At 51.2% G+C, this 25,297-nt stretch carries 22 protein-coding genes; 15 read left to right on the top strand and 7 right to left on the bottom strand.

Annotation, left to right across the window (positions count from 1 at the left end; genetic code table 11):
• Window positions 1-64 precede the first annotated feature (64 nt).
• Both NSS79_RS21975 and NSS79_RS21970 read right to left on the bottom strand, forming a co-directional pair.
• Window positions 65-1,300, bottom strand: coding sequence for an MFS transporter (locus NSS79_RS21975; protein WP_342436151.1), 1,236 nt, complete (start codon window positions 1,298-1,300; stop codon window positions 65-67).
• Entirely contained in the window at window positions 1,297-1,803 is a 507-nt protein-coding gene (locus tag NSS79_RS21970; protein WP_340897549.1) for a YbaK/EbsC family protein, read from the bottom strand. Before NSS79_RS21970 ends, NSS79_RS21975 begins: the two co-directional genes overlap by 4 nt.
• A gap of 157 nt (window positions 1,804-1,960) precedes the next feature.
• On the opposite strand from NSS79_RS21970, the gene NSS79_RS21965 reads away from it, so the two are divergent.
• Window positions 1,961-2,605 carry a DUF1796 family putative cysteine peptidase gene (locus tag NSS79_RS21965; RefSeq protein ID WP_342436150.1) on the top strand — a complete coding sequence of 215 codons (645 nt, stop codon included), beginning with the start codon at window positions 1,961-1,963 and terminating at the stop codon, window positions 2,603-2,605.
• 126 nt (window positions 2,606-2,731) lie between these two features.
• Here the strand turns inward: NSS79_RS21965 and NSS79_RS21960 are convergent, their stop codons facing one another.
• On the bottom strand, window positions 2,732-3,157 hold the full coding sequence (locus NSS79_RS21960; protein WP_342436149.1) for a MarR family transcriptional regulator: 426 nt from the start codon (window positions 3,155-3,157) through the stop codon (window positions 2,732-2,734).
• 160 nt (window positions 3,158-3,317) lie between these two features.
• Between NSS79_RS21960 and NSS79_RS21955 the strand changes: the two genes are divergently transcribed.
• The 3 genes from NSS79_RS21955 to NSS79_RS21945 all read left to right on the top strand — a co-directional run bounded on the left by NSS79_RS21955 (window position 3,318) and on the right by NSS79_RS21945 (window position 6,272).
• On the top strand, window positions 3,318-4,772 hold the full coding sequence (locus NSS79_RS21955) for an MFS transporter (protein ID WP_342436148.1): 1,455 nt from the start codon (window positions 3,318-3,320) through the stop codon (window positions 4,770-4,772).
• 86 nt (window positions 4,773-4,858) lie between these two features.
• Complete coding sequence (locus NSS79_RS21950) at window positions 4,859-5,305, top strand: carboxymuconolactone decarboxylase family protein (RefSeq protein WP_342440420.1); 447 nt, start codon at window positions 4,859-4,861, stop codon at window positions 5,303-5,305.
• A 94-nt stretch (window positions 5,306-5,399) separates the two neighbouring features.
• On the top strand, window positions 5,400-6,272 hold the full coding sequence (locus NSS79_RS21945; RefSeq protein ID WP_340899772.1) for a sigma-70 family RNA polymerase sigma factor: 873 nt from the start codon (window positions 5,400-5,402) through the stop codon (window positions 6,270-6,272).
• Between the two features lie 84 nt (window positions 6,273-6,356).
• Here the strand turns inward: NSS79_RS21945 and NSS79_RS21940 are convergent, their stop codons facing one another.
• Window positions 6,357-7,712: a PFL family protein gene (locus NSS79_RS21940; RefSeq protein ID WP_256718062.1), complete on the bottom strand. Its 1,356-nt coding sequence runs from the start codon at window positions 7,710-7,712 to the stop codon at window positions 6,357-6,359.
• 28 nt (window positions 7,713-7,740) lie between these two features.
• Entirely contained in the window at window positions 7,741-8,010 is a 270-nt protein-coding gene (locus tag NSS79_RS21935) for an ACT domain-containing protein (protein WP_019910116.1), read from the bottom strand.
• Window positions 8,011-8,232: 222 nt separating this feature from the next.
• Here NSS79_RS21935 and NSS79_RS21930 point away from each other — a divergent pair, with 222 nt between their 5' ends.
• The 4 genes from NSS79_RS21930 (at window position 8,233) to NSS79_RS21915 (ending at window position 14,697) form a co-directional block, all read left to right on the top strand.
• Complete coding sequence (locus NSS79_RS21930; protein WP_342436147.1) at window positions 8,233-9,864, top strand: diguanylate cyclase; 1,632 nt, start codon at window positions 8,233-8,235, stop codon at window positions 9,862-9,864.
• 60 nt (window positions 9,865-9,924) lie between these two features.
• Window positions 9,925-10,305: a response regulator gene (locus NSS79_RS21925; protein ID WP_342436146.1), complete on the top strand. Its 381-nt coding sequence runs from the start codon at window positions 9,925-9,927 to the stop codon at window positions 10,303-10,305.
• Entirely contained in the window at window positions 10,283-13,546 is a 3,264-nt protein-coding gene (locus NSS79_RS21920; protein WP_342436145.1) for an ATP-binding protein, read from the top strand. The genes NSS79_RS21925 and NSS79_RS21920 overlap by 23 nt, the downstream gene beginning before the upstream one ends.
• 176 nt (window positions 13,547-13,722) lie before the next feature.
• A complete protein-coding gene (locus tag NSS79_RS21915; RefSeq protein ID WP_038594198.1) occupies window positions 13,723-14,697 on the top strand; it encodes an aldo/keto reductase in 975 nt (324 codons plus the stop codon).
• A 69-nt stretch (window positions 14,698-14,766) separates the two neighbouring features.
• Here NSS79_RS21915 and NSS79_RS21910 read toward each other — a convergent pair whose 3' ends face one another.
• Window positions 14,767-15,450 (bottom strand): DUF421 domain-containing protein, encoded by a 684-nt coding sequence (locus NSS79_RS21910; protein WP_342436144.1) that lies wholly within the window; start codon window positions 15,448-15,450, stop codon window positions 14,767-14,769.
• Between the two features lie 179 nt (window positions 15,451-15,629).
• Between NSS79_RS21910 and lspA the strand changes: the two genes are divergently transcribed.
• Window positions 15,630-16,121, top strand: a complete 492-nt coding sequence (gene lspA, locus NSS79_RS21905) for a signal peptidase II (RefSeq protein WP_342436143.1) — start codon at window positions 15,630-15,632, stop codon at window positions 16,119-16,121.
• A gap of 113 nt (window positions 16,122-16,234) precedes the next feature.
• Here the strand turns inward: lspA and NSS79_RS21900 are convergent, their stop codons facing one another.
• Window positions 16,235-16,795, bottom strand: a complete 561-nt coding sequence (locus NSS79_RS21900) for a PadR family transcriptional regulator (RefSeq protein ID WP_342436142.1) — start codon at window positions 16,793-16,795, stop codon at window positions 16,235-16,237.
• A 154-nt stretch (window positions 16,796-16,949) separates the two neighbouring features.
• Here NSS79_RS21900 and NSS79_RS21895 point away from each other — a divergent pair, with 154 nt between their 5' ends.
• The 6 genes from NSS79_RS21895 to NSS79_RS21870 all read left to right on the top strand — a co-directional run bounded on the left by NSS79_RS21895 (window position 16,950) and on the right by NSS79_RS21870 (window position 25,265).
• On the top strand, window positions 16,950-18,428 hold the full coding sequence (locus NSS79_RS21895) for an MDR family MFS transporter (RefSeq protein WP_342436141.1): 1,479 nt from the start codon (window positions 16,950-16,952) through the stop codon (window positions 18,426-18,428).
• Between the two features lie 244 nt (window positions 18,429-18,672).
• Complete coding sequence (locus tag NSS79_RS21890; RefSeq protein ID WP_342440419.1) at window positions 18,673-20,526, top strand: assimilatory sulfite reductase (NADPH) flavoprotein subunit; 1,854 nt, start codon at window positions 18,673-18,675, stop codon at window positions 20,524-20,526.
• 18 nt (window positions 20,527-20,544) lie between these two features.
• Entirely contained in the window at window positions 20,545-22,269 is a 1,725-nt protein-coding gene (gene cysI, locus NSS79_RS21885; protein WP_342436140.1) for an assimilatory sulfite reductase (NADPH) hemoprotein subunit, read from the top strand.
• A gap of 223 nt (window positions 22,270-22,492) precedes the next feature.
• A complete protein-coding gene (gene map / locus NSS79_RS21880) occupies window positions 22,493-23,239 on the top strand; it encodes a type I methionyl aminopeptidase (RefSeq protein ID WP_038594183.1) in 747 nt (248 codons plus the stop codon).
• Between the two features lie 190 nt (window positions 23,240-23,429).
• Window positions 23,430-24,857: a PAS domain S-box protein gene (locus NSS79_RS21875; protein ID WP_342436139.1), complete on the top strand. Its 1,428-nt coding sequence runs from the start codon at window positions 23,430-23,432 to the stop codon at window positions 24,855-24,857.
• A gap of 15 nt (window positions 24,858-24,872) precedes the next feature.
• Complete coding sequence (locus NSS79_RS21870) at window positions 24,873-25,265, top strand: ATP-binding protein (RefSeq protein ID WP_342436138.1); 393 nt, start codon at window positions 24,873-24,875, stop codon at window positions 25,263-25,265.
• Window positions 25,266-25,297: the final 32 nt, after the last annotated feature.

The following is a 25,297-nucleotide window of genomic DNA, read 5'->3' as shown; positions in this document are numbered from 1 at the left end:
ATCCGGCCTTCTGTGTTGTCCAAACCATTTCGTCTAACCCAAAAGAATATTCCCCCGCTTCTCCTTACGGAGCGGCGGGTATATCGCCGGAAACAACGGCTCCGGCACGGCCGCTCGTTGACAGGTAGCTAAGCCAAGCACCGGCCAAGGCCAGTACTGCAAGGAGAGCGGCAAGCCAGGGAATGGAGGATAGGCCGAATGAATTGATGGTGACCCCGCCGAGATAAGCACCTGCCGCATTCCCCAGATTAAGAGCGGAATGGCTTGAGGTTGTGGCCAGCAGCGGCGCTTTATGGGCCAGGTTCATGATCCGCAGCTGGATGCCGGGCATAATGCCGAACGCCGCGATTCCCCAAAGAAAGATATTAATAATGGTAAGCACCGGATTGTGCAGCGTCAGCGTGAACATAGAGATAATCAGTGCGAGCACACCGAAGTTAACCATCAGTGACGGCATGAGTTTCCAGTCAGCCAGCTTGCCGCCGGCAATATTTCCGATGGTGACGCCAACTCCGAACAGCACGAGAATCCAGGTGACATGATGTTCGGCAAAGCCGGTAATGTTCTCCAGCATTGGCGTGATGTAAGTGAAGAGCGAGAACAGGCTGCCGCAGCCCAGCGCTCCGGTGAGCAGAATCAGCAGCACCTTCGGATTCACCAGACCGCGCACCTGTTCGCGGAGATTGGCAGTCTGCTCCTGGACAATCACGGGAATAAACCGGATAATACCGAACAATGAGACGATGCCCAGCACGGTAATAGCCCCGAAGGAGGCCCGCCAGCCGAGCTGCTGGCCGATAAAGGTGCCGAACGGCACTCCGATAATATTAGCGACGGTCAAGCCCGCAAGCACGACTGATACGGCCCCGGCCCGTTTCTCCGGCCTTACCAATCTGGCGGCAATGATTGTGCCTACCCCCAGGAAGGTCCCGTGCGCGAAGGCGGTAAGAATGCGGGCGATAATCAGCAACGTGTAGGTAGGCGCAATCACCGACACAGCGTTGCCGAATATAAAAATGCACATCAGAATGACGAGCAGCTGCTTCTGCGGCAACCGGTGCGTAAAGATAGTCAGAATAGGTGCGCCGATGGCTACACCAAGCGCATAGCTGGTAATAAGCTGTCCGGCTTGCGGTATGGTTACCCCGAGGTCATGCGCAACATTGGGCAGAAGCCCCATGATGATAAACTCGGTCATGCCAATCGCAAATGCGCCAAGGGTAAGACAGAGAAGTGACAGCGGAAACCGTTCTTTTGGCTGCGATGGCGATGTGTGGCCCTTGGCCGGATTTATCTTCATAAAGCTTGTCCGTCCCCGGGCAGTGGCGGCTCATCCCAGTCTTTGCATACGTCCACCCAGTCCGTACTTGTAGAGTACAGGGCTAATTCATCACAGGTCAGCTCAATCGCAGAATTGGTGCTGCCACAGGCCGGAAACAGCGTATCGAAGCGCTGCATGGAAATATCCAGATAAACTTTAAGCTCCCGGGCGAGGCCGAATGGACAAACCCCTCCGATCTCATGACCCGTCTGCTCCAGAACTTCATCGGGACTGAGCATTCTCGCCTTGAAACCGAAGACTTCTCTGAATTTCTTGTTGTCGACCTTGGCATCTCCTGCAGCAACGACTAGAATGGCATCGTCATTTACCCCGCGGAAGGACAAGGTTTTGGCTATACGGGCAGGAATTACCCCAATCGTCGCCGCCGCCATTTCTACGGTAGCGCTGGAAGTGGCGAACTCCAGTACATCCTGCTCTTTGTTAAAGGTACGGAAATGTTCTTTTACACTTACAATCGACATGAGCCTTGCTTCCTTTCTGAAAGTTCATTATTTTTTCATATTGGTTTACATTTTAACTTGTTTTTTATGAATGGGCAAAACATTCCTAATCTAGCATCCAAGCATTTTTGGCTCAAGGGCATTAAATAATACAAAAACAGGATAGAGGTGAGGACAGATGAGGTTTGAGGAGATCAAGGGGGCTTATGATTGCATTGTATGCCTAGGAAGTTCTTGCGAACCGGCGGCGCATTTGCGCAGAAGGGGTTTGAGGACTTTTTCATCGCCTCTTGACTGGGTTGTTTCGTTATCCCATACAGATGTGAACCTGCTGCTCAGCCGACGATTCCCGGAATACATGGAGCTGCCGGATGAGGTGCCGGACGAAGGGGACGATGTCTTTGTGGAGAATGAAGTTGTGATGCCGGTCCGATCGTATTTGATAAAAGATTACTATTATTATGTGATTTCCGTTCATGATTTTCCTATTCTTGAGGAGCAGGAGTGGGGCTCCGTGTATCCGGGCTTTAAGGATAAAATCGACATGCGCAGCCAGCGCTTGCTGGATCAGCTGATTGTCAGCCGGAAGGCGTTGTTCATCCGCTGGGGAAGTACTTATGAAGAGTCACAGCAGCTTCAAAAAACGCTGGGCTCGTTAACTTTGGGAACCTTCCATATTCTGATCGTAAACGGAGTGGACGGACTGGAGTCTGTGATCGATAACGAATGGGGACTACCCGGCATCAGTTCACTGAGCATTCCGAACCGGGCCGGGGATAATGAGACTTGGGACTGCATTCTGGAGGGCATTAGTCTGAAATAGAGGCTGGCGTGGGCGAGATAATGAGTTCTGAGGACAGGGCAGCGTGGCGACTGCTTCCTCATTTAGCAGTTGATCGGACAAGCCCAGTCCTTTGCCCTGGACCATCCAATCCTCCCCCTCCCCGAATCACAACTCTCCGGAATTTATGCTGATCTTTTGGAGCAGAGTAACCAATAGATCTGCTTCCTCCTCCGTTAAATTGGCCGAAAGCTTGCGGTTAAGTTCATCCATTATAGCTTGAAATACCGGTGCGAACTCAAGTGACTTAGCGGTCGGATACAGGAGCGAAGAGCGGCGGTCTTTCGGATCGGTTCTCCGTTCGATATAACCCAAATGCTCAAGATGTTTGACGGACCGGGCGGTTGTTGCTTTATCGAACTTCATCTCATTTGTCATTTGATCCTGGGTAATTCCAGGATGGCCAAGGATCAGCTTAAGAAAGCTGTGCTGCCCGCCGCCGCCGATCCCATAAGGAGCCAACTCCCGGGCTAAATATTTCTGGTTTTGACGCTGAAGGTTGGAAATCAACTTGCCAATCGGTTCTTTTTTCAAAAATGACACCTCTTTAGGTTTAATGCTGTTGCAACCCTTTATCTGCTCAAAATATTACAACAAAGTCGTTGCGTGCGCAACTAGTTTACGGTACACTGGGGAATGCCAGATAGTTGCGCATGCAACTATCTCTAAAAACTGATTCAAGAGGGTGTTAGTTATGAGTTCCATTGCCGCAACCTATCAGGATGATGCCGCCATCCAGAAGAAACGCTGGATTATCCTGATCGTCTTAAATCTTTTTACCTTTATGTCAACGCTCGACGGAAGTATTGTCAATATTGCTTTGCCCGTGCTGGTGAAGCAGCTGAACCTGCCGGTAGCTCAGGTCGAATGGGTAACGACAGGGTATCTGATGGCTATTTGCGCAGTCATCCTGCTCTTCGGGAAGCTTGGAGATATGCTCGGCAAGATCCGGATTTTCAAAATCGGCACGATCGTCTTTATCGTCGGCTCGCTGCTCTGCGGGCTGAGCACAAGTCTGCCTTTCCTTATAATATCGCGTGTGATTCAGGCGATCGGGGCCTCCATGACCATGGCGAACAGCCAGGGGATTGTGACGGATATTTTCCCGGCTACAGAGCGGGGCAAAGCGCTGGGGCTTATCGGCACCTTCGTATCGCTGGGGAGTATCGCCGGACCGAGTCTGGGCGGGATTATTGTTTCAACACTGGGCTGGGAATATATTTTCTGGGTAAACCTTCCGATTGGCCTGATTGCCGTTGTGCTTGGATGGAAGGTTCTGCCTAAGGATCTGGTACGGGTAAAATCGAAAATCGACATTCCCGGAAGCATGCTGTTCGCGGTGTTTATCCTAACGCTGTTTGCCGGACTGCTGCTCGGGCAGCAGCTTTGCTATGGGGATGCCCGCATCCTCACGGCGCTGATCATCGCAGTTGCTGCATTTATTGCTTTTATTACCGTAGAATTGCGCCGCACGGAGCCGCTGCTGCAGCTTTCGCTGTTCAAGAACCCCTTATTCTCACTCAGCATTTTGTGTGCATTTCTTGTGTTCGTGGCTAACTTTTGCTTCAACATCATTGCCCCGTTCTATGCGCAGAACATGCTGAATCTGTCGCCTTTTTATGCCGGATTTCTGCTTATGCTGTTTCCGATCTGCATGGTGGTGGTTTCGCCGGTCAGCGGAGCCTTGTCCGATAAGATCGGTTCCGAGCTCCTGACCTTTGCCGGACTAATCGTGATGGTTATCGCCCAGTTTGGGCTGGCCCGGCTGCATGACGGAAGCTCTGTGCTATTGGTCGGATTGTGGATCGCGATGCTCGGTGTCGGCAGCGGCTTGTTCCAATCGCCCAACAATTCACTCATCATGTCCAAGGTGCCGCGGACACAGCTCGGTTCCGCAGGCAGCGTCAACTCGCTGGTCCGCAATGTGGGCATGGTTGTCGGGATCACCATCGCCACCTCCATCCTGTTTAATGTGATGAGCAGCAAGGCAGGGCATCGGGTAACCGATCTGGTTCCGGGCCGTCCGGATATTTTTCTCTCGGGGATGCATGTTGTATTTATGACTTCCTCGGCAATTTGCCTGGTCTCGGCACTGCTTACCGGCTGGCGGCTGATCACGGCAAGAAGAGACAAGCGAGCAGCAGCATAACTTGAACAAATATATTGAAATAGTTGTCACAAAATAATCCGCCCGGTTGTCTACAGTATTGTAAACACATTGAGGAGGAGATTATGATGAGTTTGAGATTCAATTACAGAGCAGTGAACGCGCCCGCTTTCCGGGCAATGATGTCGCTGGAGCAGCATACCGCAGGCCGGGGCAGCGATAAGCTCCTGACTGAACTGGTCAAAATACGGGTATCCCAGCTGAACGGCTGCGCCTTCTGCCTGGATATGCACGCCAAGGATTTGCTGAAGCTGGGGGATTATCAGGATAAACTGCTGCTGGTTACGGTATGGCGCGAGGCGCCGATCTTTACGGATAAAGAGAGAGCTTTGCTTGAGCTTGCCGAAGCTGTCACAAATATCAGTGAAGCCGGCGTGCCCCACGATGTATATGAGAAGGTCCGGGAGCATTTCAGCGAAGAAGAATTTGTTGATTGGATTATGGCGATCAATACGATCAATTGCTGGAACCGGTTAGCCATTTCTACAGGAATGTATCCGGGAGCTAGCCTCTAAATCGCTGAGGATAAATTCAGGAGTAGGAGGAGTGCCATTGAAACCACAAAGCAACGAGGCCGGCACAAGGTTAACTGCATCTCAAGCACCGGGGATGGAGGAGCTGTTTCTCAGTTACAAGGCTTACGCCTTCTCCATCGCTTACCGGATGCTCGGAACAGCGGTTGATGCGGAGGATGCGGTGCAGGATTGCTTCGCCGAGCTGCAGCGGCGTGACCGGACCGGCATTCACAATATGAAGGCCTATGTGGCAAAAGGCATTACCAACCGCTGCCTGAATATGCTGAACTCGGCGCGCAGCCGTAGAGAGACTTACATCGGCGAGTGGCTGCCTGAGCCGGTAAGCGAACCTTATGACGGACCTGAGGCAGCAGCGGAACGTAAGGATACGCTGTCGTATGCGTTTCTGGTGCTGCTTGAGCGGCTGTCGCCCACTGAACGGGCGGTATTTGTACTGCGCGAGGCCTTTCAGTACGATTATGGGGATATCGCAGAGATGCTGGGCAAAGCGGAAGCCAATTGCCGGCAAATCTTTAGCCGGGCCAAGCGCACACTTCAGGCCGAACCTTCTGCAACCATGGCCGAGCCCGGGACGGGAACGGCGAGATCTGGCCTGCTGCGGCGCTTTACCGAGGCTTTTACCGCTTATGATGTCAGTGCGATGCTGGAACTGCTGTCCGATCATCCCGTGCTTGTTGCCGATGGCGGCGGCCAGGATGTCCATACGATCCTTAGGCCGATGGTTGGCCGCAAGGGAGTGCTGGCACTGCTGACTTCGCGCCGGGTGCTGAACCGGCTGCGGGAATCGGAGCCGTCTGTAGAAACGGTTAACGGTGAAGATCAACTGGTATTCAGGCAGGATGGCGAGGTTAAAGCCGTGCTATGTCTGGTGCTGGACCGGGCAGGGGAGCAGATTCAGAGCTTCTATCTGGTTGTAGGACCGGAAAAGCTGGGTCATGTCTTCTAAGGCGCGGGCTGTTCTATCACCCGGTTGGTTTACAAAAAGAGCGCCGCCCACCTAATAAGGTGAGGCGGCGCTTTTGTGCACATATTAGTTCTTGAAGCTGTGGATTGGAGCGGGAATACGTCCGCCCCGGTTCACGAACCCTGCGCAGTTAAAAGGATTCACGGCCATCACCGGGGCGTAGCCGAGCAGACCGCCAAATTCGACCATCTCGCCGACTTCCTTGCCGATAACCGGGATGAGGCGTACGGCGGTTGTCTTGTTATTGACCATGCCGATTGCGGCTTCATCAGCGATAATGCCGGAGAGGGTTTCTTTGCTGGTGCTGCCCGGAATGGCAATCATGTCGAGGCCGACGGAGCAGACGCAGGTCATCGCTTCAAGCTTCTCCAGCGTCAGCGCACCGCGCTGAACAGCCTGGATCATGCCATGGTCTTCACTGACCGGGATAAACGCGCCGCTAAGTCCGCCGACATAAGAGGAGGCCATGACGCCGCCTTTTTTGACGTTGTCGTTCAGGATGGCGAGTGCAGCCGTGGTGCCGGGTGCTCCGGCTTCCTCGAGGCCCATGACCTGGAAAATCTCGGCGATGGAGTCACCGACCAAAGGGGTGGGTGCCAGCGACAGATCAATGATGCCGAACGGCACATCCAGCCGTTTGGAGGCTTCCTGTGCAACAAGCTGTCCTACACGGGTCACCTTGAAGGCGGTTCGTTTGATCGTCTCGCACAGCGTTTCAAAGTCCTGGCCCTTTACTTCTTCCAGCGCGCGCTTGATTACACCAGGGCCGCTGACCCCAACGTTAATCACGCATTCCCGCTCGCCCACGCCGTGAAATGCTCCGGCCATGAAGGGGTTGTCCTCAACGGCGTTGCAGAAGACAACCAGCTTGGCGCAGCCGATGGAATCACGGTCCTTGGTGCGTTCCGCTGTCTGGAGGATGATGTCGCCCATCAGCTTCACGGCATCCATATTGATCCCGCTGCGCGAGGAGCCTACATTCACAGAGGAACAGACTCTTTCCGTCACAGCCAGCGCTTCAGGGATGCTGTCGATCAGAATCCGGTCGCCTTTGGTGCAGCCTTTCTGCACAAGCGCCGAGAAGCCGCCGATAAAGTTGACGCCCACCTCTTTGGCCGCCTTGTCCAGAATTTCGGCAACCGGCACATACGTATCCGTATGCACGGAACCGGCTGCAATGGAGATCGGGGTGACGGAGATCCGTTTATTGACAATCGGTACGCCGAATTGCCGTTCCAGATCCTCACCGGTCTTCACCAGCTTTTCGGCGGACCGGGTGATTTTGTCGTATACATTCTGGTTAAACACCCGCAAATCTGTATGGGCACAGTCCATCAGGCTGATCCCCATCGTAATGGTGCGGACATCCAGATTCATTTCGCGGATCATTTTATTCGTTTCCTGCACTTCCACAAGTGAAATCATCCCTATCTCTTCCTTTCGCTGCTAGCTAGATTCGGTGCATAATATTGAAAATGTCCTCGTGCTGGAGCTTGATTTCAACGCCGATTTCTTCGCCCACCTGCTGCAGGTCCTCCACAATCTCTTCAAAGGACTTGCTTGGTGCGGAAATATCCACAATCATCATCATGTTGAAATAGTCCTGCACAATCGTCTGCGAAATGTCGAGAATGTTCAGATTGTGGCCTGCAAGGTAGGTACAGACTTTGGCGATAATCCCTACTTTGTCTTTTCCCAGTACTGTTATAATCCCCTTCAATGAAAAAGCCTCCTATTTATCTATTCTCTGTTCATCCGCCGCATTAACGGAATGAACCGTTGCAATTATTATTGCAAATGATGTTGCAGTCATCAACCAAAGGTTTTTTGTCAGTCTGATCAGAAATTTGATCTTATGCCCTAATTTCATTAGAATACAGTTGACAGTGTTAAAAATATATGATCAACTGATAGATTGACATGATCGTCTGAAGGAGTAACTATGACAACGAGAAAATACAAAGAGCTGGTTGAGCAGCGTACCAGGCAAACCCTGCAAAAGTGGTCGGAACAGCCAGACGTCGAGGAAAAGGAAATCTACCGCTTTTTGCATAATTTGAAGGGCACGGCCGGAACGGTAGGCCTTCACCTGGTGGAGGAGTATGCCGGCAGCACATTGCTTTATTTCTCGGATGAATCTTATAAAAATTGGACAGAGGCCGAGTGGGGGGATTATTTGTATCCTTTGCTGGGGCTTTTTGATAAGCAATTGATGAATGGAGCAATACCTGTCCCGGGGTTGCAAGCGGCAATGTTGCCTGACGGCAAGAAGCAATATGAAATTCTGCTCATTGATGATGATGTAGAGCTGGTAGCCTTTTTAAGGGAATCGCTGGAGAAGCAGTCCTATTTTGTGAGTATTGCATTATCCGCCGAACGGGGACTCAAAATTTTTTATGAAAGCAAGCCGGACATGATCCTGCTGGATATCCTGCTGCCCGATCAGAGCGGGATTGATGTCCTGAAACAAATCATCGGCAAGGCGAAGAAAGAGCGTATTCCGATTATTATCGTCAGCGGTGAACATTCCAAGGATGTGCAGATGTATGCCTATTCGCTGGGTGTGATGGATTATATCCCGAAGCCTGTAGATATTGATTTGTTCCTGGTACTCATTAAGAACCGCTTTGAGCTGAAGCTTGAATGGCAAAAATCCATAATCGTGGATGAGCTGACCGGGGCATTTAACCGCAAATATTTTAATCAAACGATGAAGCAGCTGATCTCCGATTTCAGGCGGACCGAGCGGACGTTTTCGCTTGCGCTTATGGATCTGGATTACTTTAAACATGTGAATGACAGCTACGGCCATCTGGTCGGAGATGAGGTACTCCAGACTTTTTCCGAGCTGGTGCTGAAATCCATCCGGGTGGAGGATACATTCTGCCGCTATGGCGGTGAAGAGTTTGCCCTGTTCATGCCCAATACCGATGCCGCATCGGCCATGCTTGTCATCGAACGGATTCAGCAGCAGTTTTCCTTGAAAGAGTTTTGGGCCAAAAATGAACGATTTAATGTTTCCTTCTCCGCCGGGATCACAGAGGTAACGGAATCTCATCTCAATGCCGATAAACTTATTGACGAAGCGGATCAGGCGCTGTATGCCAGCAAACATGCCGGCAGAAACCAGACCACATTGTATGACGAGCATTTGCCGGCAGGCAAGCTGGAGTCGGTTCTGAATGTCATCATCGTCGACGATGATCCGCTGATCCGCAGAATAGTGACCCATCAGTTCCAAGCATGGGAGCCGGAGAGCATTGCCAAAGTGAAAGTAAGCAGCTATTCTAACGGCCCGCAGTTTCTCCAGTCGGATTGGTATGCTTCCGAGGAGAAATTTATCATCCTGCTTGATGGCATTATGCCGGAGCTGGATGGGCTGGAGGTGCTTGAGCGGATCCGCGGCAGTTATCCGGAAGTGAATATTCTCGTGATCATGCTGACCGGGCGGAACGACCAGCGGGATATCATACATGCCCTGCAAATGGGCGCAGATGATTATGTTATTAAGCCGTTTCACTTGCCGGAGCTGCTCATAAGAATTGAACGGCTGGCCCACAGATTTTTGTTCTGAAACATTTAGCGCTGAAACGCTGATAATGGTTTAGGGTACATTGAAAGGTGAGAGAGAAAGATGCAAAAAGTACTTGTAGTAGATGATGAAGATGTTCTGCGCATGCTGATTGAAGATACACTGGAGGAACTTGAAGATGTGGAGATCCGTACCGCTGAAAATGGGGTTGAGGCGCTTGCCAAGCTATCGGATGATCTCTACGATCTGGTGATATTGGACTATATGATGCCGGAAATGACCGGCATAGAAGTTTTGTCTGAATTGGACGAGGACATGAAGAACTCCACGCCGATAATGATGCTGACCGCCAAGGCGCAGGAAATAGACCGGAGCAGAGCCAGGGAGGCGGGCGCGCGTTATTTCATGCCTAAGCCGTTTAGTCCGACAGAGCTCCTGCAGATCGTGGAGGGTATTCTTGGTGAAAAGAAAAAAATTCGTTAATTTGAGCATCAAAGATAAATATTTCCGCATTATTTCAGGCTTATTTGTTCTCATCGCACTGACTGGCCTGCTCTTGTTCTTCTATATAACTTCTCAGCAGAACAAGTTGAGCCATGACCGGGAAGTGCTGCAGAACAAGGCGGAGACGATCGATGAACTGGCAACGACGCTGAATGATGTTTTTTTTCGGGTCAGAGGCTACACGGCGCTGAAAAATGATAATGAGCTGAAGCTCGCTTATGAAGCGCTGCAGAAGCTGGGGGAAGTCCTTAATACGTATTCCCTGCTGAAGCTGTCCCCGGAAGAATCGCAGTTCAAGGACCAATTGACGGCATACAGTCAAAATTATCAAAAAGTTACGCTGCCTAAGGCGATCGCTCTGGTCGAGCAAGATAATTATGTTGCGCTGCGGGCGTTGGCACAGGATGGCAACACCCAGGCGGTAAACGAATTTCTTTCATACACGAAGCAATACAAAGCGCGCTCAGATGCACAATTGAACGAAATGGCTGCCGACTCCATTAAGCAAGCTAATAGGTTTACCATTGCAGCATTCGTATTAAGCAGCTTCCTGCTGCTTCTGTTCACCCTGATGATCTGGAGGATTCTGAAGGTTCTTATTGATCCGATCGTGAAGCTGGAAGAGGCAACTATTTCGCTTGCGGAAGGCCGGTCTGTATTGCTAAGCAAGCTTCAGAGGCAGGATGAAATCGGCCGGCTCTATGAAGCATTCCTGAATATGGCGAGAAGCATACAGGACAAGGAAGAAGAGCTGACGATGCAGAACGAAGAACTGCATGCGCAGCAGAATGAGCTTCAGGATCAGCAGTTTAAGCTGGAACGGTCTTTAAGCGAGATCGAGAGCATGATGAAGGCGTTGGATCAGTCCTCTGCAGTCGCCATTCTTTCGAACAAAGGCGTATTCACCTATGCTAATGAAAATCTGAGCGAGTATACGGGGTATAAGAACCCGGAGATCATCGGTTACACCTTCAGGCTGTTCGAGCTTTATAATATTTCAGGTGATCAGGCGCAGCAAATTCTCCGCAAGCTGACCACGGGCGGGGTATGGAGCGACGAGATTCAGATTCGGGCCAAGGACGGTTCGGTGATCTGGCTGCATTTGACGGCGATGCCTTATCTGAATGATGAAGGCCATGTCTACCAGTACATTCTCATCGCCAACAATATTTCTTCCATGAAAAGTGTGCAGCAGGAGCTGGCGGATACCCTGAAAAAGACGGAACAAACCAAGATTCTGCTGGAGCGGAGCAATCAGCTCAACCATGACATTACCTATACTCTGGACAAGCAGGAGTTCGCCGAAAAGTTTATCCGGTTTATGAATGAGCAATATGCGTTCGACTCGAGCTTTTTCCTGATGGTCAAAGACAAAATTGCCGTCGTTAAAGGCGTACCTCTGGAGAATGTGGAACGTTATCTTGATAGTGATAATAATGATATGCTGTTCCGCATGCAAACGGAGAAATCCTATATTACAAAACGTCCGGCATCCTTACGGGAGCAGGGCATTTCTCCGGAAGGCATATATTCCTATGATTACTACACAACGGTTGTCAATGCTGATGATGAGGTGCTGGCTGTATTCTGCGGTACCCGGATCGGACATTCCTTTGGCGAAGAAGAAACCGACGAGATTCAAGGCATGATGAACCGGGTGGCGCTGGCCATTGAGCGGCTGTTCATGTATGAAGAAATCGAAGATGGCCGGATGCTGAACAGGGACATTGTCAATAACGTCAATGAAGGAATTCAGTTTGTCCAAATGGACGGAACGATGCTGCAGATGAATAAAGCCCTTGGCCAGCTGTTCGGGTACGATGAATGGACTGAAGGGGAAGTAGTCCTTAAGGAAGACTGGACAGAACATTTCATCCACAGGGCCAATGAGCAGGACGATCTGCGGCTGTTCTACCAAACGGCGATGTCCGAAACATTCTTTGACTCTAGCACGATCAAATATTCCATAGGCACGGAAGCGATGAAACATGTGGAGGTATATGCTATTCCGGTATTCCGCCGCGAGATCCGCTTCGGGACGTTGTTTGTGCACCGGAACATTACCCGGGAATATGAGCTGGATCTGATGAAATCCGAACTGGTCAGCACGGTCAGCCATGAGCTGCGGACACCGTTATCCAGTGTGCTCGGCTTCACAGAGCTGCTGTTATCCAGAACAATGAAGCCGGAGAAGCAGCTGAAATATCTGGAGACCATTCATAGGGAGGCGCACCGGCTGACTGATCTGATCAATGATTTTCTGGATCTGCAGCGGATGGAATCAGGCACCCAGCAGTACAATGCCGAGCCTGTCAATCTGAGCTCGCTTGTCCTCGGCGTCATTGACCAGTACAAACTGAGTGGCACCCACCATATTCTGCTGGAGGATGCAGCGCGGAATGCAGAGGTGGAAGTGGATAAGGACAAGATTGTCCAGGTACTGACCAACCTGCTTAGCAATGCGATTAAGTTCTCACCGAACAGCAATGAGATCAAAGTACTGCTGCATAATGAACCCGAGCGGATTATTGTGGAGATCCAGGATCACGGGCTGGGGATTCCTAAGAATCAGATCGGCCATTTGTTCCAAAAATTCAGACGGGTAGACAACAGCGCATCCAAACGGATCGGCGGAACAGGTCTAGGCCTGGCCATCTGCAAGGAAATCATTGAGAAGCAGAAGGGTGCGATCGGCATTGATTCGGTGGAAGGTGAAGGCACCACTGTATGGTTCAGTCTTCCGGTTCTGAATCATAGCGGCAGCCGGCATGAAGATGAGCCTTATAAATGGAATTCGGAGAAGGAAACGAAGCCGAACGTAATGATTGTAGAGGATGATTACAGTCTTTCCCTGCTGCTGTCGGAGGAACTGAAGGGCAAAGGCTTCCGGGTGACACATCATTACCATCCGCAGCAGGCGTTTGATCAGGCACTGAAGACACCTTTTGTGGCGATTGTCGTGGATCTGATGCTGGGTGATGAACTGGATGGCTGGGACCTGATCCGCATGCTGAAGGATGATGAACGGACAGCGAACGTTCCGATAGTTATTTCCTCGGCGCTGGACAAAACAGATAAAAGTCTGATGAACAATGTCCAGAAGTATTTGACCAAACCTTATCCCCCTGGTGATCTGTCGGTTACCCTGCAGGAAATCATAGCGATTGAACAGGGAACTGGAGAAGTGCTGTTTCCGGACAGCGGTCATGATGGGGAATAGGAGAATTATTTTGGAGCAGCACTTATCGAAATGATTATTTATAAAAGAATTATTAGAACAGGCCATGCACAAACGGTCTGTTTTTTTCTTGAAAAAGGCTTGCCTTATAGTGGACTCTAAGGCTTATAGTGGGAGAGAATGCGGACAACCCTACAGGATGAAAGGGAGGAATTGCGATGAAGTACAGTTATTTGGGGAAATCGGGTTTAAAGGTCAGCCAGTTATGTCTCGGCACGATGAATTTTGGTCCGGAAACCGAGGAGAAGGACGCCTTCAGGATCATGGATGCCGCATTGGATGCGGGCATTAACTTTTTTGATACTGCGAATGTCTATGGCGGCCAGGAACGGCGCGGCTGGACCGAAGAGATTATCGGACGCTGGTTTCAGCAGGGGGGCGGACGGCGCGAGAAGGTGGTGCTGGCGACCAAGGTTTACAATGACATGCTTGATGAGCAGGACGGTCCCAATTCAGGTTCGGGCTTATCCGCTTATAAGATCAGACGACATTTCGAGGGCTCGCTGAAACGTCTGCAGACCGATCATATTGAGCTGTATCAAATGCATCATATCGACCGCAATGTTTCCTGGGATGAGTTATGGGGTGCTTTTGAAATCCTGGTCTCCCAGGGCAAGGCGGATTATATCGGTTCCAGCAACTTTGCCGGCTGGCATATTGCACATGCTCAGGCGCAGGCGAAAGCGCGCCACTTCCTGGGCCTTGTCTCCGAGCAGCATCTGTACAATCTGCTCGAACGGACGCCGGAGCTTGAGGTGCTGCCGGCATCGCAGGAACTGGGCCTTGGCGTCATCCCGTGGAGTCCGCTTGCGGGCGGTCTCCTCGGCCGCAACGCGCTGGCCAAGACCGGCGTGCGCAGCGCCCGCTCCGCCAAGCTGGAGCAGCACCGCAGCCAGCTGGAGCAGTTCTCTGCCCTCTGCAAGGAGCTTGGCGAGCATGAGGACCAGGTAGCTTTGGCGTGGGTGCTGGCGAATCCAGCCGTGACTGCGCCCATCATCGGACCGAGAACTATCGAACAGTTCGAGGATTCGCTGCGCGTGACTGAAATCGTTCTGGATGAAGTCACGCTGAAGAAGCTGGATGAAATATTCCCGGGACCGGGACGTCCGGCTCCGGAGGCCTACGCCTGGTAAACCATTCAGTAAGATTCTGATAGAGTGGGGATATGTCCGAACACCGGGCATATCCTCTTTTTGGCCTCTTTAGTGGGAAACCGAGGAGAGCACGGCAAACTCGCCTTCTTCAGTGATTTCAGCATAAGCTACAGCCTGCGGGCCTGAATATCCCAGTTTACGCAGCTCGCCGTCCAACCAGGCCTCGTCATGGCCAAGTTCGCTTAGCGTACGCCGCTGAATGATCCCGTCCTCAATAATACTCTGGGGCAGCGTGGTTTCCTGTATGGCAACAGCCAGGTCCTCGCGGGTGGCTGCCTCGAATTGCGGCTTTTTCATAATGCTCAAAGAACCATTCGTCTCATAGATGGCATAAGCGACCTCACTGACAGAGAAAGTATCCTTAGCCCGAAGCATCATCCGCAGCTGGTCGAAGTCAAGGCTGTTCTTGCGCAGCTTGACCAGATCGATCTCTCCGTCACGGATCAGTATTTCCGGTTCGCCCTCAAGCGGTTTACGGAGCGCGCGGATTCGCTGGGTAACCTTCTCGAACATTAGGGATAATACGGTCCAAACAGCCAGTGTAAAGATCAGCATCAGCACGGAATTTTCTGGTGTATATATGGTGTTCCCGACCAAATCACCCAGAATCACTGCAGAGATAAAGTCAAAAGGTGTCAAAGCGGAGATCTCCTTCTTGCCCAGCAATCTCGTCATTGCCCATAACCCGATAAAACCCGCGATCAGCTTGATGAATATCGCTACGTATTCCATTTGGCACCCACCCTCAAATAAACGATTTATAATCTAAGAGTGTTTAACCATTACGCTTTCGAATGTAACATTTCTCCTTATCTGTACTCCCAAAGGTGAATCCGGGTGGTGCTCTGTGTTAAGCTGTCTTTATGAACCGTTAATTGAGTGATTCTAACAGACGTGAAAGGGGCACAGAGATGCTTTTTTACCTGATTTCAATATTGGTGGTACTGGCGGACCAGGGTGCTAAATGGATGGTGCGGTTAAACATGCAGCTGGGGGAGACCATTCCGTTCTGGAACCCTTACGTGCAATTTACTTATTATGAGAACAGTGGTGCGGCCTTCAGTTCTTTTCAGGGTTTTGGGAAGTATTTTTCGATTGTTGCGGCAGTATTTGTAGTCGCGATTTTTTATTACCGGCGGAAAGGAGTGCTGCGAGGGCCCTTGCTTGAAGCCGCCAGCGGATTTTTGGTGGGCGGTGCCATCGGCAATGCAATAGACCGCGTAATTTTTCATCAGGTTACGGATTTTCTTGTATTCGGGGAAGGCGGCGGCATCATGAATTTGGCCGATCTGGCAATCAATGCCGGCGGCATCCTGATCGTGATCCATCTGATTATCGATCAGGTGAAGAGCAGCACGGCCAAGAGAAGACGGGTGAAAGGCAGCGGCACCGGACAGGCGTGACTGTTCTTACCCCCGGTTTTAAGTATAGGGTTGTCCTATTAGTCATTATTATGACTATGGACAACCCTATTTCTTTGGGATTTACTTATCATTTGCTGCAATACATCGAACCTTTATTCCAGCGGACCGGCGTTCGATTCAAGTTCCCCGATGGCCCATTCGCAGAAGGCTACAGAAGATTCCATATCCATAACCCGCTTGCGCAGCAGCAAATACCGCCCGAAAGTCGTTGCCTTAAGCTCGCGGGTTTCTTCGCGCTCCTGACACAAGGCTTCATTAGCTTTAATCATGAGGTTATACCGGTCCAGCTCACTCCTGCAGAATTCCGCACGCCTTACCAGCAGCGCCTTTGCCTCCTCCGGCCTTGCGAGCCACAGGCTGTACAGCTTGAAATGCAGTTCGTCCCGCAACACGGGAGGATCAGCCGGCGTTTCAATCCACTCCCGCAATTGTTCAAGTCCTGCTTCTGTGATCGTATATATTTTTTTATCCGGCTTATCTGACTGCTCGATCCGCTCGTAGGAAATGTATCCCTTCTGCTCCATACTCACCAGCAGAGGATAAATCTGACTATGGCCCGCCCGCCATAGCGGCTTAATGCTTTGCGATAACTCGTATCCGGACAGCGAGTTGGCAGTCAGCAGGGTAAGGAGTCCGTAAGACAGAGTATTCATTACTATGAGTTCCTCCAATCCAAATTAATCCGTTTTCATTAGGAGTATTACTACTATGTCATCATTGACATATTGTAGATTCGATTATAACATTATTTAAGTTAACTCACATATGTAAAAGTAGACATATAAATAATGATGAGGAGGAACTGCCATGGGAGAGAACCAGGAACGACGAGGCAAAGTTCCTTTTTGGCCGATTATGATTGCCATATTCTTCGGGAACTTTGTCTCTGTCTTAAGCACCACAACGATTAACATTGCTGTTCCCCTACTAATGAATCATTTCCATACCGGCTTGCACACGATGCAGTGGATGGTTACCGGCTTTATGCTGGCAACAGGTGTAACGGCACCTTTGGCCGGTTATCTTGGCGGCAGATTCAGTTATAAGAGACTTTATTTGTTTGCTTTATCGGGCTTTACACTGTTCTCCCTGTTATGCGCCGTATCGGGTAACCCGCTGATGCTGATCATTTTCCGGATGCTTCAAGGCTCATGCAGCGGACTGATTATGGCCTGCACGATGACGATTATCTTTCAGGTCATTCCGATTGAGCGCCGGCCCTTCGCCGTCAGCCTGTGGTCGCTGTCCGCAATGGTTGCGCCGGCCATCGGGCCGACCTTCAGCGGCTGGCTGCTGCAGTATGCCAGCTGGCACTGGCTGTTCCTGATTAATATCCCGGTGGGACTTGTGGCTATTATATTAACCCAACTGTTGATCCCTTACTACCGGATGAATGTACCGAAGTCATTCGATGTACCCGGGCTGATTACGGTGGTGACGGGCAGCCTTGCGCTTCTGACTGCTTTTAGCCAAGGCAGCAGCTGGGGCTGGGGTTCCTGGAGAACTCTATTGTTAATCGCTGCCGGAATCGTTCTGCTCCTCTTGTTTGTCCTGCATGAATTGCGGACGGAAGTGCCGCTGCTGAATCTGCGCGTATTTCAGAACCGGCGGTTCACGGCTATGCTGTGCATCTATAGTCTGGTAACGGTGGCGATGTATGCCGGCACTTACTTAACACCGCTTTTCCTGCAGACTGTGCAAGGCGCCACGACGCTCAAAACAGGACTGATTCTGCTGCCTTCATCCATCCTGCTGGCATTGTTAAGCCCGGTTGTGGGTAAGCTGTATCCCAAGTTCGGTCCGGTGAAGCTGATTTCCGCAGGAATTACTTTTATCTTTGCCGGTTTGTTTATGCTGAGCAGGCTGCATGTGGATATTTCGCACAACTTTATTTTGTGGGCGATGGTCGTGCGCAATCTGGGGATCGGTCTGGCCAATGTACCAAGCAGCACGGCATCCATGGAGGAGATTCCGGTGGAATGGTCAGGTCATGCAACTTCGATCAACAACTGGGTGCGCAATGTATTAAGCTCATTGGCCATCGCCGTATTCACTTCACTCTTGTCGAGCAGATCTGTGATCCACTCCAAAGAGCTCGTTGAGTCCGGTGCAGCGAGTTCCGATTCGATTACCCTGCTCTCATTTACAATGGGAGTAAATGATGTATTTGTCGTCGCTGCCATCATCGTGCTGTTTGGTTTTCCGCTCATGCTTCTGCTGCGCCGCAAAGGAGGAACAACGCCTCTCCAAATGCAGACCCATGTCCGTAAGATCGCGAATGAGTAATCAAAAGCTGAATATTAATTATCATTTTATCTAATGCAAGTTATCATTAATTGTAATGAAGCTGCTTAAATCGGGGTCATTTACTCTGATTTAAGCAGCTTTTACGCGTTTTATAGACAATATTACTAATAAAACCAAATTTTATGATAAAGAGAGTTCGTTGATCGTTTCATCTAATTATGATAGCCTGATCACATGAGGTTAAGAGGGAACTAGATTTCATGTTAAGGAGAGGTCGATATTGGTGCAACTACAAGTTACGAACAGTCCATTTAACGAGAACCAGGTTGAGCTTCTGAACCGCCTTCTGCCGACATTGACAGAGACGCAGCAGATCTGGCTCGGCGGATATTTGTCCGCGTTGTCCTTGCAGGGAAATGCGGCAGCGGTTTCCACTGGCACGCCGCTGCAAGCAGAGGGGATTGCGGCAGCCGTCTCCCCGGCGGCACAGCCGCAAATCTCCCGCGAAGTGACGGTACTGTTCGGTTCTCAGACCGGCAACTGCCAGCGTCTGGCGTCCAGTCTGTCCCGCAAGCTGGAGGAGCAGGGCTTCCAGGTTACCGTGTCGGCAATGAACGGCTTCAAGCCGAATGGTCTGAAGAAGGTCGAGAATCTGCTGCTGCTGGTCAGCACGCACGGCGAAGGCGAACCGCCGGATAATGCCCGGGCCTTCCATGAATTTATCTATAGCAAGAGAGCGCCCCAACTGGATCATCTGCGTTATTCCGTACTGGCGCTCGGCGACACCTCCTATGAGTTCTTTTGCCAGACCGGCAAGGATTTCGATCAGCGTCTCGAAGAGCTGGGCGGACGGCGTCTGAGCCCGCGCGTTGATTGTGATCTCGATTACGATGAGCCAGTAGCGGAATGGTTCCAGCAGGTCATCAGCTCACTGGGCGGTCCGCAGAATGCCCCGGCAATTGCCGGGGAAGCGGTACAGGCAGCTGAACATGCGGAGTCGCCGGATTCAGCCTACTCACGCAACCATCCTTTCCTTGCTGAAGTGCTGGAGAATCTTAATCTGAACGGACGCGGCTCTGACCGCGAGACCCGCCATCTGGAGCTGTCGCTTGCCGGCTCCAATCTGAGCTTCGAGCCGGGCGACTCGCTGGGAGTGTACCCTGAGAATCATCCTCAGCTGGTGGCGGATATTATTGCCGCTATGGGCTGGAATAGCGATGAATCTGTTCCCCTTAATAAGAAGGGGGAGGAAGGCACTCTGCGTGAAGCGTTGCTGCGTCATTATGAAATTACAGTCCTGACGAAGCCGCTACTGGAACAGGCGGCACAATTGACCGCATCGGCAGGGCTTCATGCGCTGCTTGCTCCGGATCATCAGCAGGAGCTGAAGTCATATATCCAGGGACGTGATCTGCTGGATCTGCTCCAGGATTTCGCACCATGGGAAGTGCCTGCACGCAGCTTTGTAACCATTCTGCGCAAGCTGCCCGCTAGACTGTATTCGATCGCTAGCAGCTATAATGCGAACCCCGATGAGGTTCATTTCACGGTTCGCGCGGTGCGGTACGAGTCACATGGCCGTGACCGTTACGGCGTCTGCTCGGTCCATTGCGCTGAACGGGTACAGCCGGGCGATACCCTCCCGATCTATATTCAGAACAACCCGAATTTCAAACTTCCGGCCAGTTCCGAGGTTCCTGTGATTATGATCGGGCCGGGTACGGGGGTAGCGCCATTCCGTTCCTTCCTGGAAGAGCGGGAAGAGCAGGGCGCAAGCGGCAGAACTTGGCTGTTCTACGGCGACCGGCATTTCGTGACCGATTTCCTCTATCAGACGGATTGGCAGAGAATGCTTAAGGACGGCGTGCTGAACAAGCTGGATGTTGCGTTCTCCCGGGATACAGAAGAGAAAGTATATGTACAGCACCGCATTTTGGAACAGAGCCGTGAGCTGTATGCCTGGCTGCAGGAAGGTGCACATGTGTATGTATGCGGTGACGAGAAGCATATGGCTCATGATGTTCATTCCGCACTGGTCACTGTGATCCAGCGGGAGAGCGGCTTAAGCCCGGAAGAGGCAGCAGCTTACCTGGAACACATGCAGCAGGAACAGCGTTATCAGCGCGATGTGTATTAAGGGAGGAGAGGTTTAGCTATGGCGAATAATGAATCAGCGGTGAAGCCGATTGGCGGCCCGCCTAGTGATGTTGAACATATAAAAATCGAGAGCAACTACCTGCGGGGTGCACTTGTGGAGACACTGCGCAACCCGGTAACCGGAGGACTGCCAGAGGATGACAACCGGCTGCTCAAATTTCATGGCAGCTACATGCAGGATGACCGGGATTTGCGCAGTGAGCGTGAGCGCTCCAAGCTGGAGCCGGCCTATCAGTTCATGCTGCGTGTGGTGGCTCCGGGCGGAGTCGCTACTGCGGCACAGTGGCTGGTCATGGATGAGCTTGCCCATAAATACGGCAACGGCACACTCCGTTTGACGACACGACAAGCGTTTCAAATGCACGGTGTGCTGAAATGGAACCTGAAAAAGACGATCAAGACCATTAACGATACGCTGATGACCACACTCGCAGCCTGCGGGGATGTCAATCGCAACGTGATGAGCGCCCCGAATCCGTATCAGTCCGAAACGCATGCTGAAGTGTATGAATGGGCCCGGAAGATCAGCGATCATCTATCCCCGCGTACTCCGGCATACCATGAAATCTGGCTGGACGGCGAGAAGGTTGTGGACAGCAAGGAAGGCGTAGAAGTGGAACCGATCTACGGTCCGGTCTATCTGCCGCGCAAATTCAAAATCGGTCTGGCAGTGCCGCCCTCCAATGACGTCGATGTCTTCTCCCAGGATCTTGGCTTCATCGCGGTACTGGAGGAAGGCAAGCTGACAGGATTTAATGTTTCGGTTGGCGGCGGGATGGGCATGACGCACGGCGATACGAACACCTATCCCCAGCTTGGGCGGGTGATCGGCTTCTGCCGGCCGGAGCAGATGATTGATGTGGCGGAGAAGACGGTCACGATTCAGCGTGACTATGGTAACCGCTCCGTCCGCAAAAATGCCCGTTTCAAATATACCATCGACCGCCATGGCCTGGATTGGTTTACGGGCGAGCTGCATCATCGGCTGGGCTGGCAGCTGGAGACTGCCCGTGCGTTCCATTTCGACCATAACGGCGACCGTTACGGCTGGGTGAAGGGCATCAACGGTAAATGGAATTTGACGTTGTATATCCAAAGCGGGCGGATTCAGGACCAGGAAGGGTATCCGCTGATGACCGGACTGCGGGAGATCGCTAAGATACACACCGGGGATTTCCGTCTGACGCCGAATCAGAATCTGATTATCGGCAATGTGAGCAGTTCGAAGAAACGCAAGGTGGACGAACTTGCCCGGCAATACGGTTTGACCGACGGAGCGCAGCACACCGCTCTGCGGCGCAGCGCTATGTCCTGTGTAGCTTTGCCAACCTGTGGTCTTGCCATGGCCGAAGCGGAACGTTATCTTCCCCTCCTGCTCGATAAGCTGGAGCTGATCATTGATGAAGCGGGCCTCCGCAACGAAGAGATTGTCATCCGTATGACCGGCTGCCCGAATGGCTGTGCCAGACCGGCACTGGGGGAAATCGCCTTTATCGGCAAAGCTCCGGGCAGATATAATATGTATCTGGGTGCGGGCTTTACCGGAGACAGGCTGAACAAATTGTACAAGGAAAATATCGACGAGAATGAAATTCTTGAAACGCTGGGGCCTATTCTTCACCGCTTTGCTAAAGAACGCGCGGCGGGCGAACATTTCGGAGATTTTGTTATCCGCAGCGGCTATGTGAAGGCCGTCACCTCGGGGCTTAATTTCCATGACTGACTAACAAAGGAACCTGTTCTCCAATGCAACACGGAGGATGGGTTCCCTTGTTTTGTGGGGGAATGAGGGTTGAAGAATTTCCACCTCGATTCGCGGTTAATTTCATAAGATAAGAATGAATTTGGATTTTCGGCGGTTTTCTTACATAATATAAAGAGTACCCATAACATATCCAAGAGCCATTATAGTGAGTAATGCGTTCTGTACAGAAGAGGCGAATGTGATGATCATCATGAAATCGATGGAAGAGATCGAAAAAATGCGTGCAGCCGGCAAGATTCTTGCTGAATGCCACCGGCAAATCGCCGGAATGCTGAAACCCGGAATTACGACCTGGGAAATTGACCAGTTTGCTGAGAAGTTCATTCTTTCCCAAGGGGCAACACCTGAGCAAAAAGGGTATCATGGATATCCTTACGCAACCTGCGCATCCGTGAACGATGTAATCTGCCATGGTTTTCCCAAACATGAGCCGCTTAAAGACGGTGACATTGTAACGATTGATATGGTCGTGAACCTGAATGGCTGGCTGGCCGACTCTGCGTGGTCCTACGGGATAGGCAACATCAGCGATCAGGCAGCGAAGCTGCTGGAAACGACCAAAGAGTCACTGTTCAAGGGCATAGAGCAGGCAGTTGCAGGCAACCGGATCGGCGATGTCGCCCATGCCATTCAGGTGTATGCCGAGTCGAACGGGTTCTCAGTCGTCCGTGATTTTATCGGGCACGGCATCGGCTCCGAAATGCATGAAGCCCCGGAGGTGCCTCACTACGGACCTGCAGGCAAAGGACCGCGTCTCAAGGAAGGCATGGTGTTCACCATTGAGCCGATGCTCAATACCGGAAGCTACCGGACAAAGGTAGATGCGGACGGGTGGACAGCCCGGACGATTGACGGTGGCTTGTCGGCGCAATACGAGCACACCCTGGCGATAACTCCGCAGGGAACGATTATTTTAACGGAGCTGTAATCTTAAGTATTTGAATCGTAGTTTGGTTGGAAGGACTGCCGGTAAGCCCGGTCAGCCGCTCATGCATGTCATGGCGCTGACCGGGTTTATTTTTTTGGTTATTTGTCTTAATGTGTCGGAATTCACGGTTTTATGGGGAGGGAATGAATATAATGGTAACTCAAGGCTGAAGGGGAATAGAGGATCAGAAATGGCAACAGACAAACATTGCAAGAATCAGCATGGTGCACCCAGCCCTGAGCAGTGTATGGAGCATTATGGCTGTATTTATGAGAATAACCATTTAATTACCTTGATGGTTGACCCGGCTGACGGAAGTATCGTTGATGCGAACAGGGCAGCCTGCGATTTCTATGGCTACCGCCTCCGTGATTTCAGAAAACTTCATATCTCGGATTTGAATGCAGAGGGTGAGGCTGGGGATCGGGACTTCGTGGATAAGGCGATGCCCGGCGGAGAATATCTGGGAAACCAGGTGTTTATGGACAGGCATCAGTTGGCCGGAGGCCAGATGATAGTGGTGGAGATTCATACGGGGATCATGACAATGTTAGGAAAGACATGTGTCTACACCGTTATTCATGACGTCAGCGAGCGGGTCCGCTCCGAACAAAGACTCCGGGAAAGCGAAGAACGTTACAGGGATCTGGTTGATCTCTGTCCTGAAGCCATTCTGGTTTACTGCGGGGGAACGATTCTGTTTGCAAATCAGCAAACCGAGAAGATGTTCGGCAGGAAGAAGAAGGAACTGATTGGTAAGGGCATCGATGATTTTTTTTACGAGGAGCCGCTTAGCAGCACGGAGCATAAAAAACTAAAAACCAAAGGTTCCATGAAGGACCGGTTTCGGATCGAGCAGCGTTTTATCCGGCATGACAAACAAATTTTTGATCTGGAGATCTCGGGCGTGCCGATTGTATATGAAGAAGAAGTAGCTCTGCAATTGGTATTAAGGGATATTACGGAGAACAAAAAGGAACTTGAACGGGCGGTCAAGCTTCAAGAGCACCGTCATGCCGTTGCTTTTCCTCTGGAGAATATGGCAGTGCTGGACAAGATCTACATTCCTGCTACAACACTCAGCGGCGACTTCTTCATCTTTCACAAAATTGATGATGAACAGGTCATCGGAATCATCGGTGACGTCACCGGCAAAGGCATTTCGGCCGCATTAAGCATCTCCGCGCTGCGTGTGCTGTTCCTGGACAGTCTGCTCACTTCAAAAGAGCCGGTTCAGGTTCTGAAGGATTTGAATCTGAAAGCGGGACAGTATCTGGGAGAGGATTATATTGCCGGCTGCTGCTTTCATCTCGATTTCGGCGCCAGTGTGCTTAAGGCAGCAGGGGCCGGAATCAACGAATTCATCTATGTGCCGAAAGCGCAGGCCGGCCAGCAAATAACAGTCAAAGGAGCTCCGCTGGGCATGTTCAGCGACAGTGAATTTGAGCAGCAGGCTGTTGCATTTGGATCGGGTGACCGTTTCTGCTTCTATAGCGACGGTATGGAGCTTTTGTTTGAAGAAGCAGAGTTAGGCCGTGAATACGAATATTTGCACGATAAGGTTGCGGGCGTTTGTCTGCAGGACGACTGCACCTGGCTGAGCCTGAATATCCAGTGAGACAAGGGGTGAATTATGAACGCTGTACATAAGGAAGTGCTGCTTCACGGACTGGAGCACACACAGGGAATTATTGACGGAATTATCGAAGAGCTTGATTTGGAAGCCTATGCTTTTGATATCCGTCTGATTCTGGTTGAGGCTATTACGAATGCATATTATCACGGGAATCTCTGCGATTGCACGAAGCCGATCTATATCCGGTATTTGCTTAGAGATGAGCTGCTTAAGCTTCAGGTCGAAGACTCTGGAGAAGGCGGCCGGGATCTCGTTATTCCGCAGGATATCAGTAGTGACGAGCTGCTGGATGACGGAGGAAGAGGGCTGTACTTGATCAGCTGCTTCTCGGATAGTGTGGAGATGATCCGAAATACGATGTACATCAGCAAGAATGTATGTCCTAGTTGACAGGTTCTCTTCTGAGGACTGTTTTCTGTGAA

The organism is Paenibacillus sp. FSL L8-0436 (genome assembly GCF_038593025.1).
Taxonomy (GTDB): Bacteria; Bacillota; Bacilli; order Paenibacillales; family Paenibacillaceae; genus Paenibacillus_AQ.
The sequence above is the reverse complement of the archived record's forward strand: the minus strand, read 5'-3'. Positions and strand labels throughout refer to the sequence as shown.

Excerpts from the sequence above, each read along its gene's own strand:
- NSS79_RS21975 (WP_342436151.1), bottom strand. The coding sequence starts at position 1,300 with ATGAAGATAAATCCGGCCAAGGGCCACACATCGCCATCGCAGCCAAAA.
- NSS79_RS21970 (WP_340897549.1), bottom strand. The coding sequence starts at position 1,803 with ATGTCGATTGTAAGTGTAAAAGAACATTTCCGTACCTTTAACAAAGAG.
- NSS79_RS21965 (WP_342436150.1), top strand. The coding sequence starts at position 1,961 with ATGAGGTTTGAGGAGATCAAGGGGGCTTATGATTGCATTGTATGCCTA.
- NSS79_RS21955 (WP_342436148.1), top strand. The coding sequence starts at position 3,318 with ATGAGTTCCATTGCCGCAACCTATCAGGATGATGCCGCCATCCAGAAG.
- NSS79_RS21950 (WP_342440420.1), top strand. The coding sequence starts at position 4,859 with ATGAGTTTGAGATTCAATTACAGAGCAGTGAACGCGCCCGCTTTCCGG.
- NSS79_RS21945 (WP_340899772.1), top strand. The coding sequence starts at position 5,400 with ATGGAGGAGCTGTTTCTCAGTTACAAGGCTTACGCCTTCTCCATCGCT.
- NSS79_RS21930 (WP_342436147.1), top strand. The coding sequence starts at position 8,233 with ATGACAACGAGAAAATACAAAGAGCTGGTTGAGCAGCGTACCAGGCAA.
- NSS79_RS21925 (WP_342436146.1), top strand. The coding sequence starts at position 9,925 with ATGCAAAAAGTACTTGTAGTAGATGATGAAGATGTTCTGCGCATGCTG.
- NSS79_RS21915 (WP_038594198.1), top strand. The coding sequence starts at position 13,723 with ATGAAGTACAGTTATTTGGGGAAATCGGGTTTAAAGGTCAGCCAGTTA.
- NSS79_RS21910 (WP_342436144.1), bottom strand. The coding sequence starts at position 15,450 with ATGGAATACGTAGCGATATTCATCAAGCTGATCGCGGGTTTTATCGGG.
- lspA (WP_342436143.1), top strand. The coding sequence starts at position 15,630 with ATGCTTTTTTACCTGATTTCAATATTGGTGGTACTGGCGGACCAGGGT.
- NSS79_RS21900 (WP_342436142.1), bottom strand. The coding sequence starts at position 16,795 with ATGAATACTCTGTCTTACGGACTCCTTACCCTGCTGACTGCCAACTCG.
- NSS79_RS21895 (WP_342436141.1), top strand. The coding sequence starts at position 16,950 with ATGGGAGAGAACCAGGAACGACGAGGCAAAGTTCCTTTTTGGCCGATT.
- cysI (WP_342436140.1), top strand. The coding sequence starts at position 20,545 with ATGGCGAATAATGAATCAGCGGTGAAGCCGATTGGCGGCCCGCCTAGT.
- map (WP_038594183.1), top strand. The coding sequence starts at position 22,493 with ATGATCATCATGAAATCGATGGAAGAGATCGAAAAAATGCGTGCAGCC.
- NSS79_RS21875 (WP_342436139.1), top strand. The coding sequence starts at position 23,430 with ATGGCAACAGACAAACATTGCAAGAATCAGCATGGTGCACCCAGCCCT.
- NSS79_RS21870 (WP_342436138.1), top strand. The coding sequence starts at position 24,873 with ATGAACGCTGTACATAAGGAAGTGCTGCTTCACGGACTGGAGCACACA.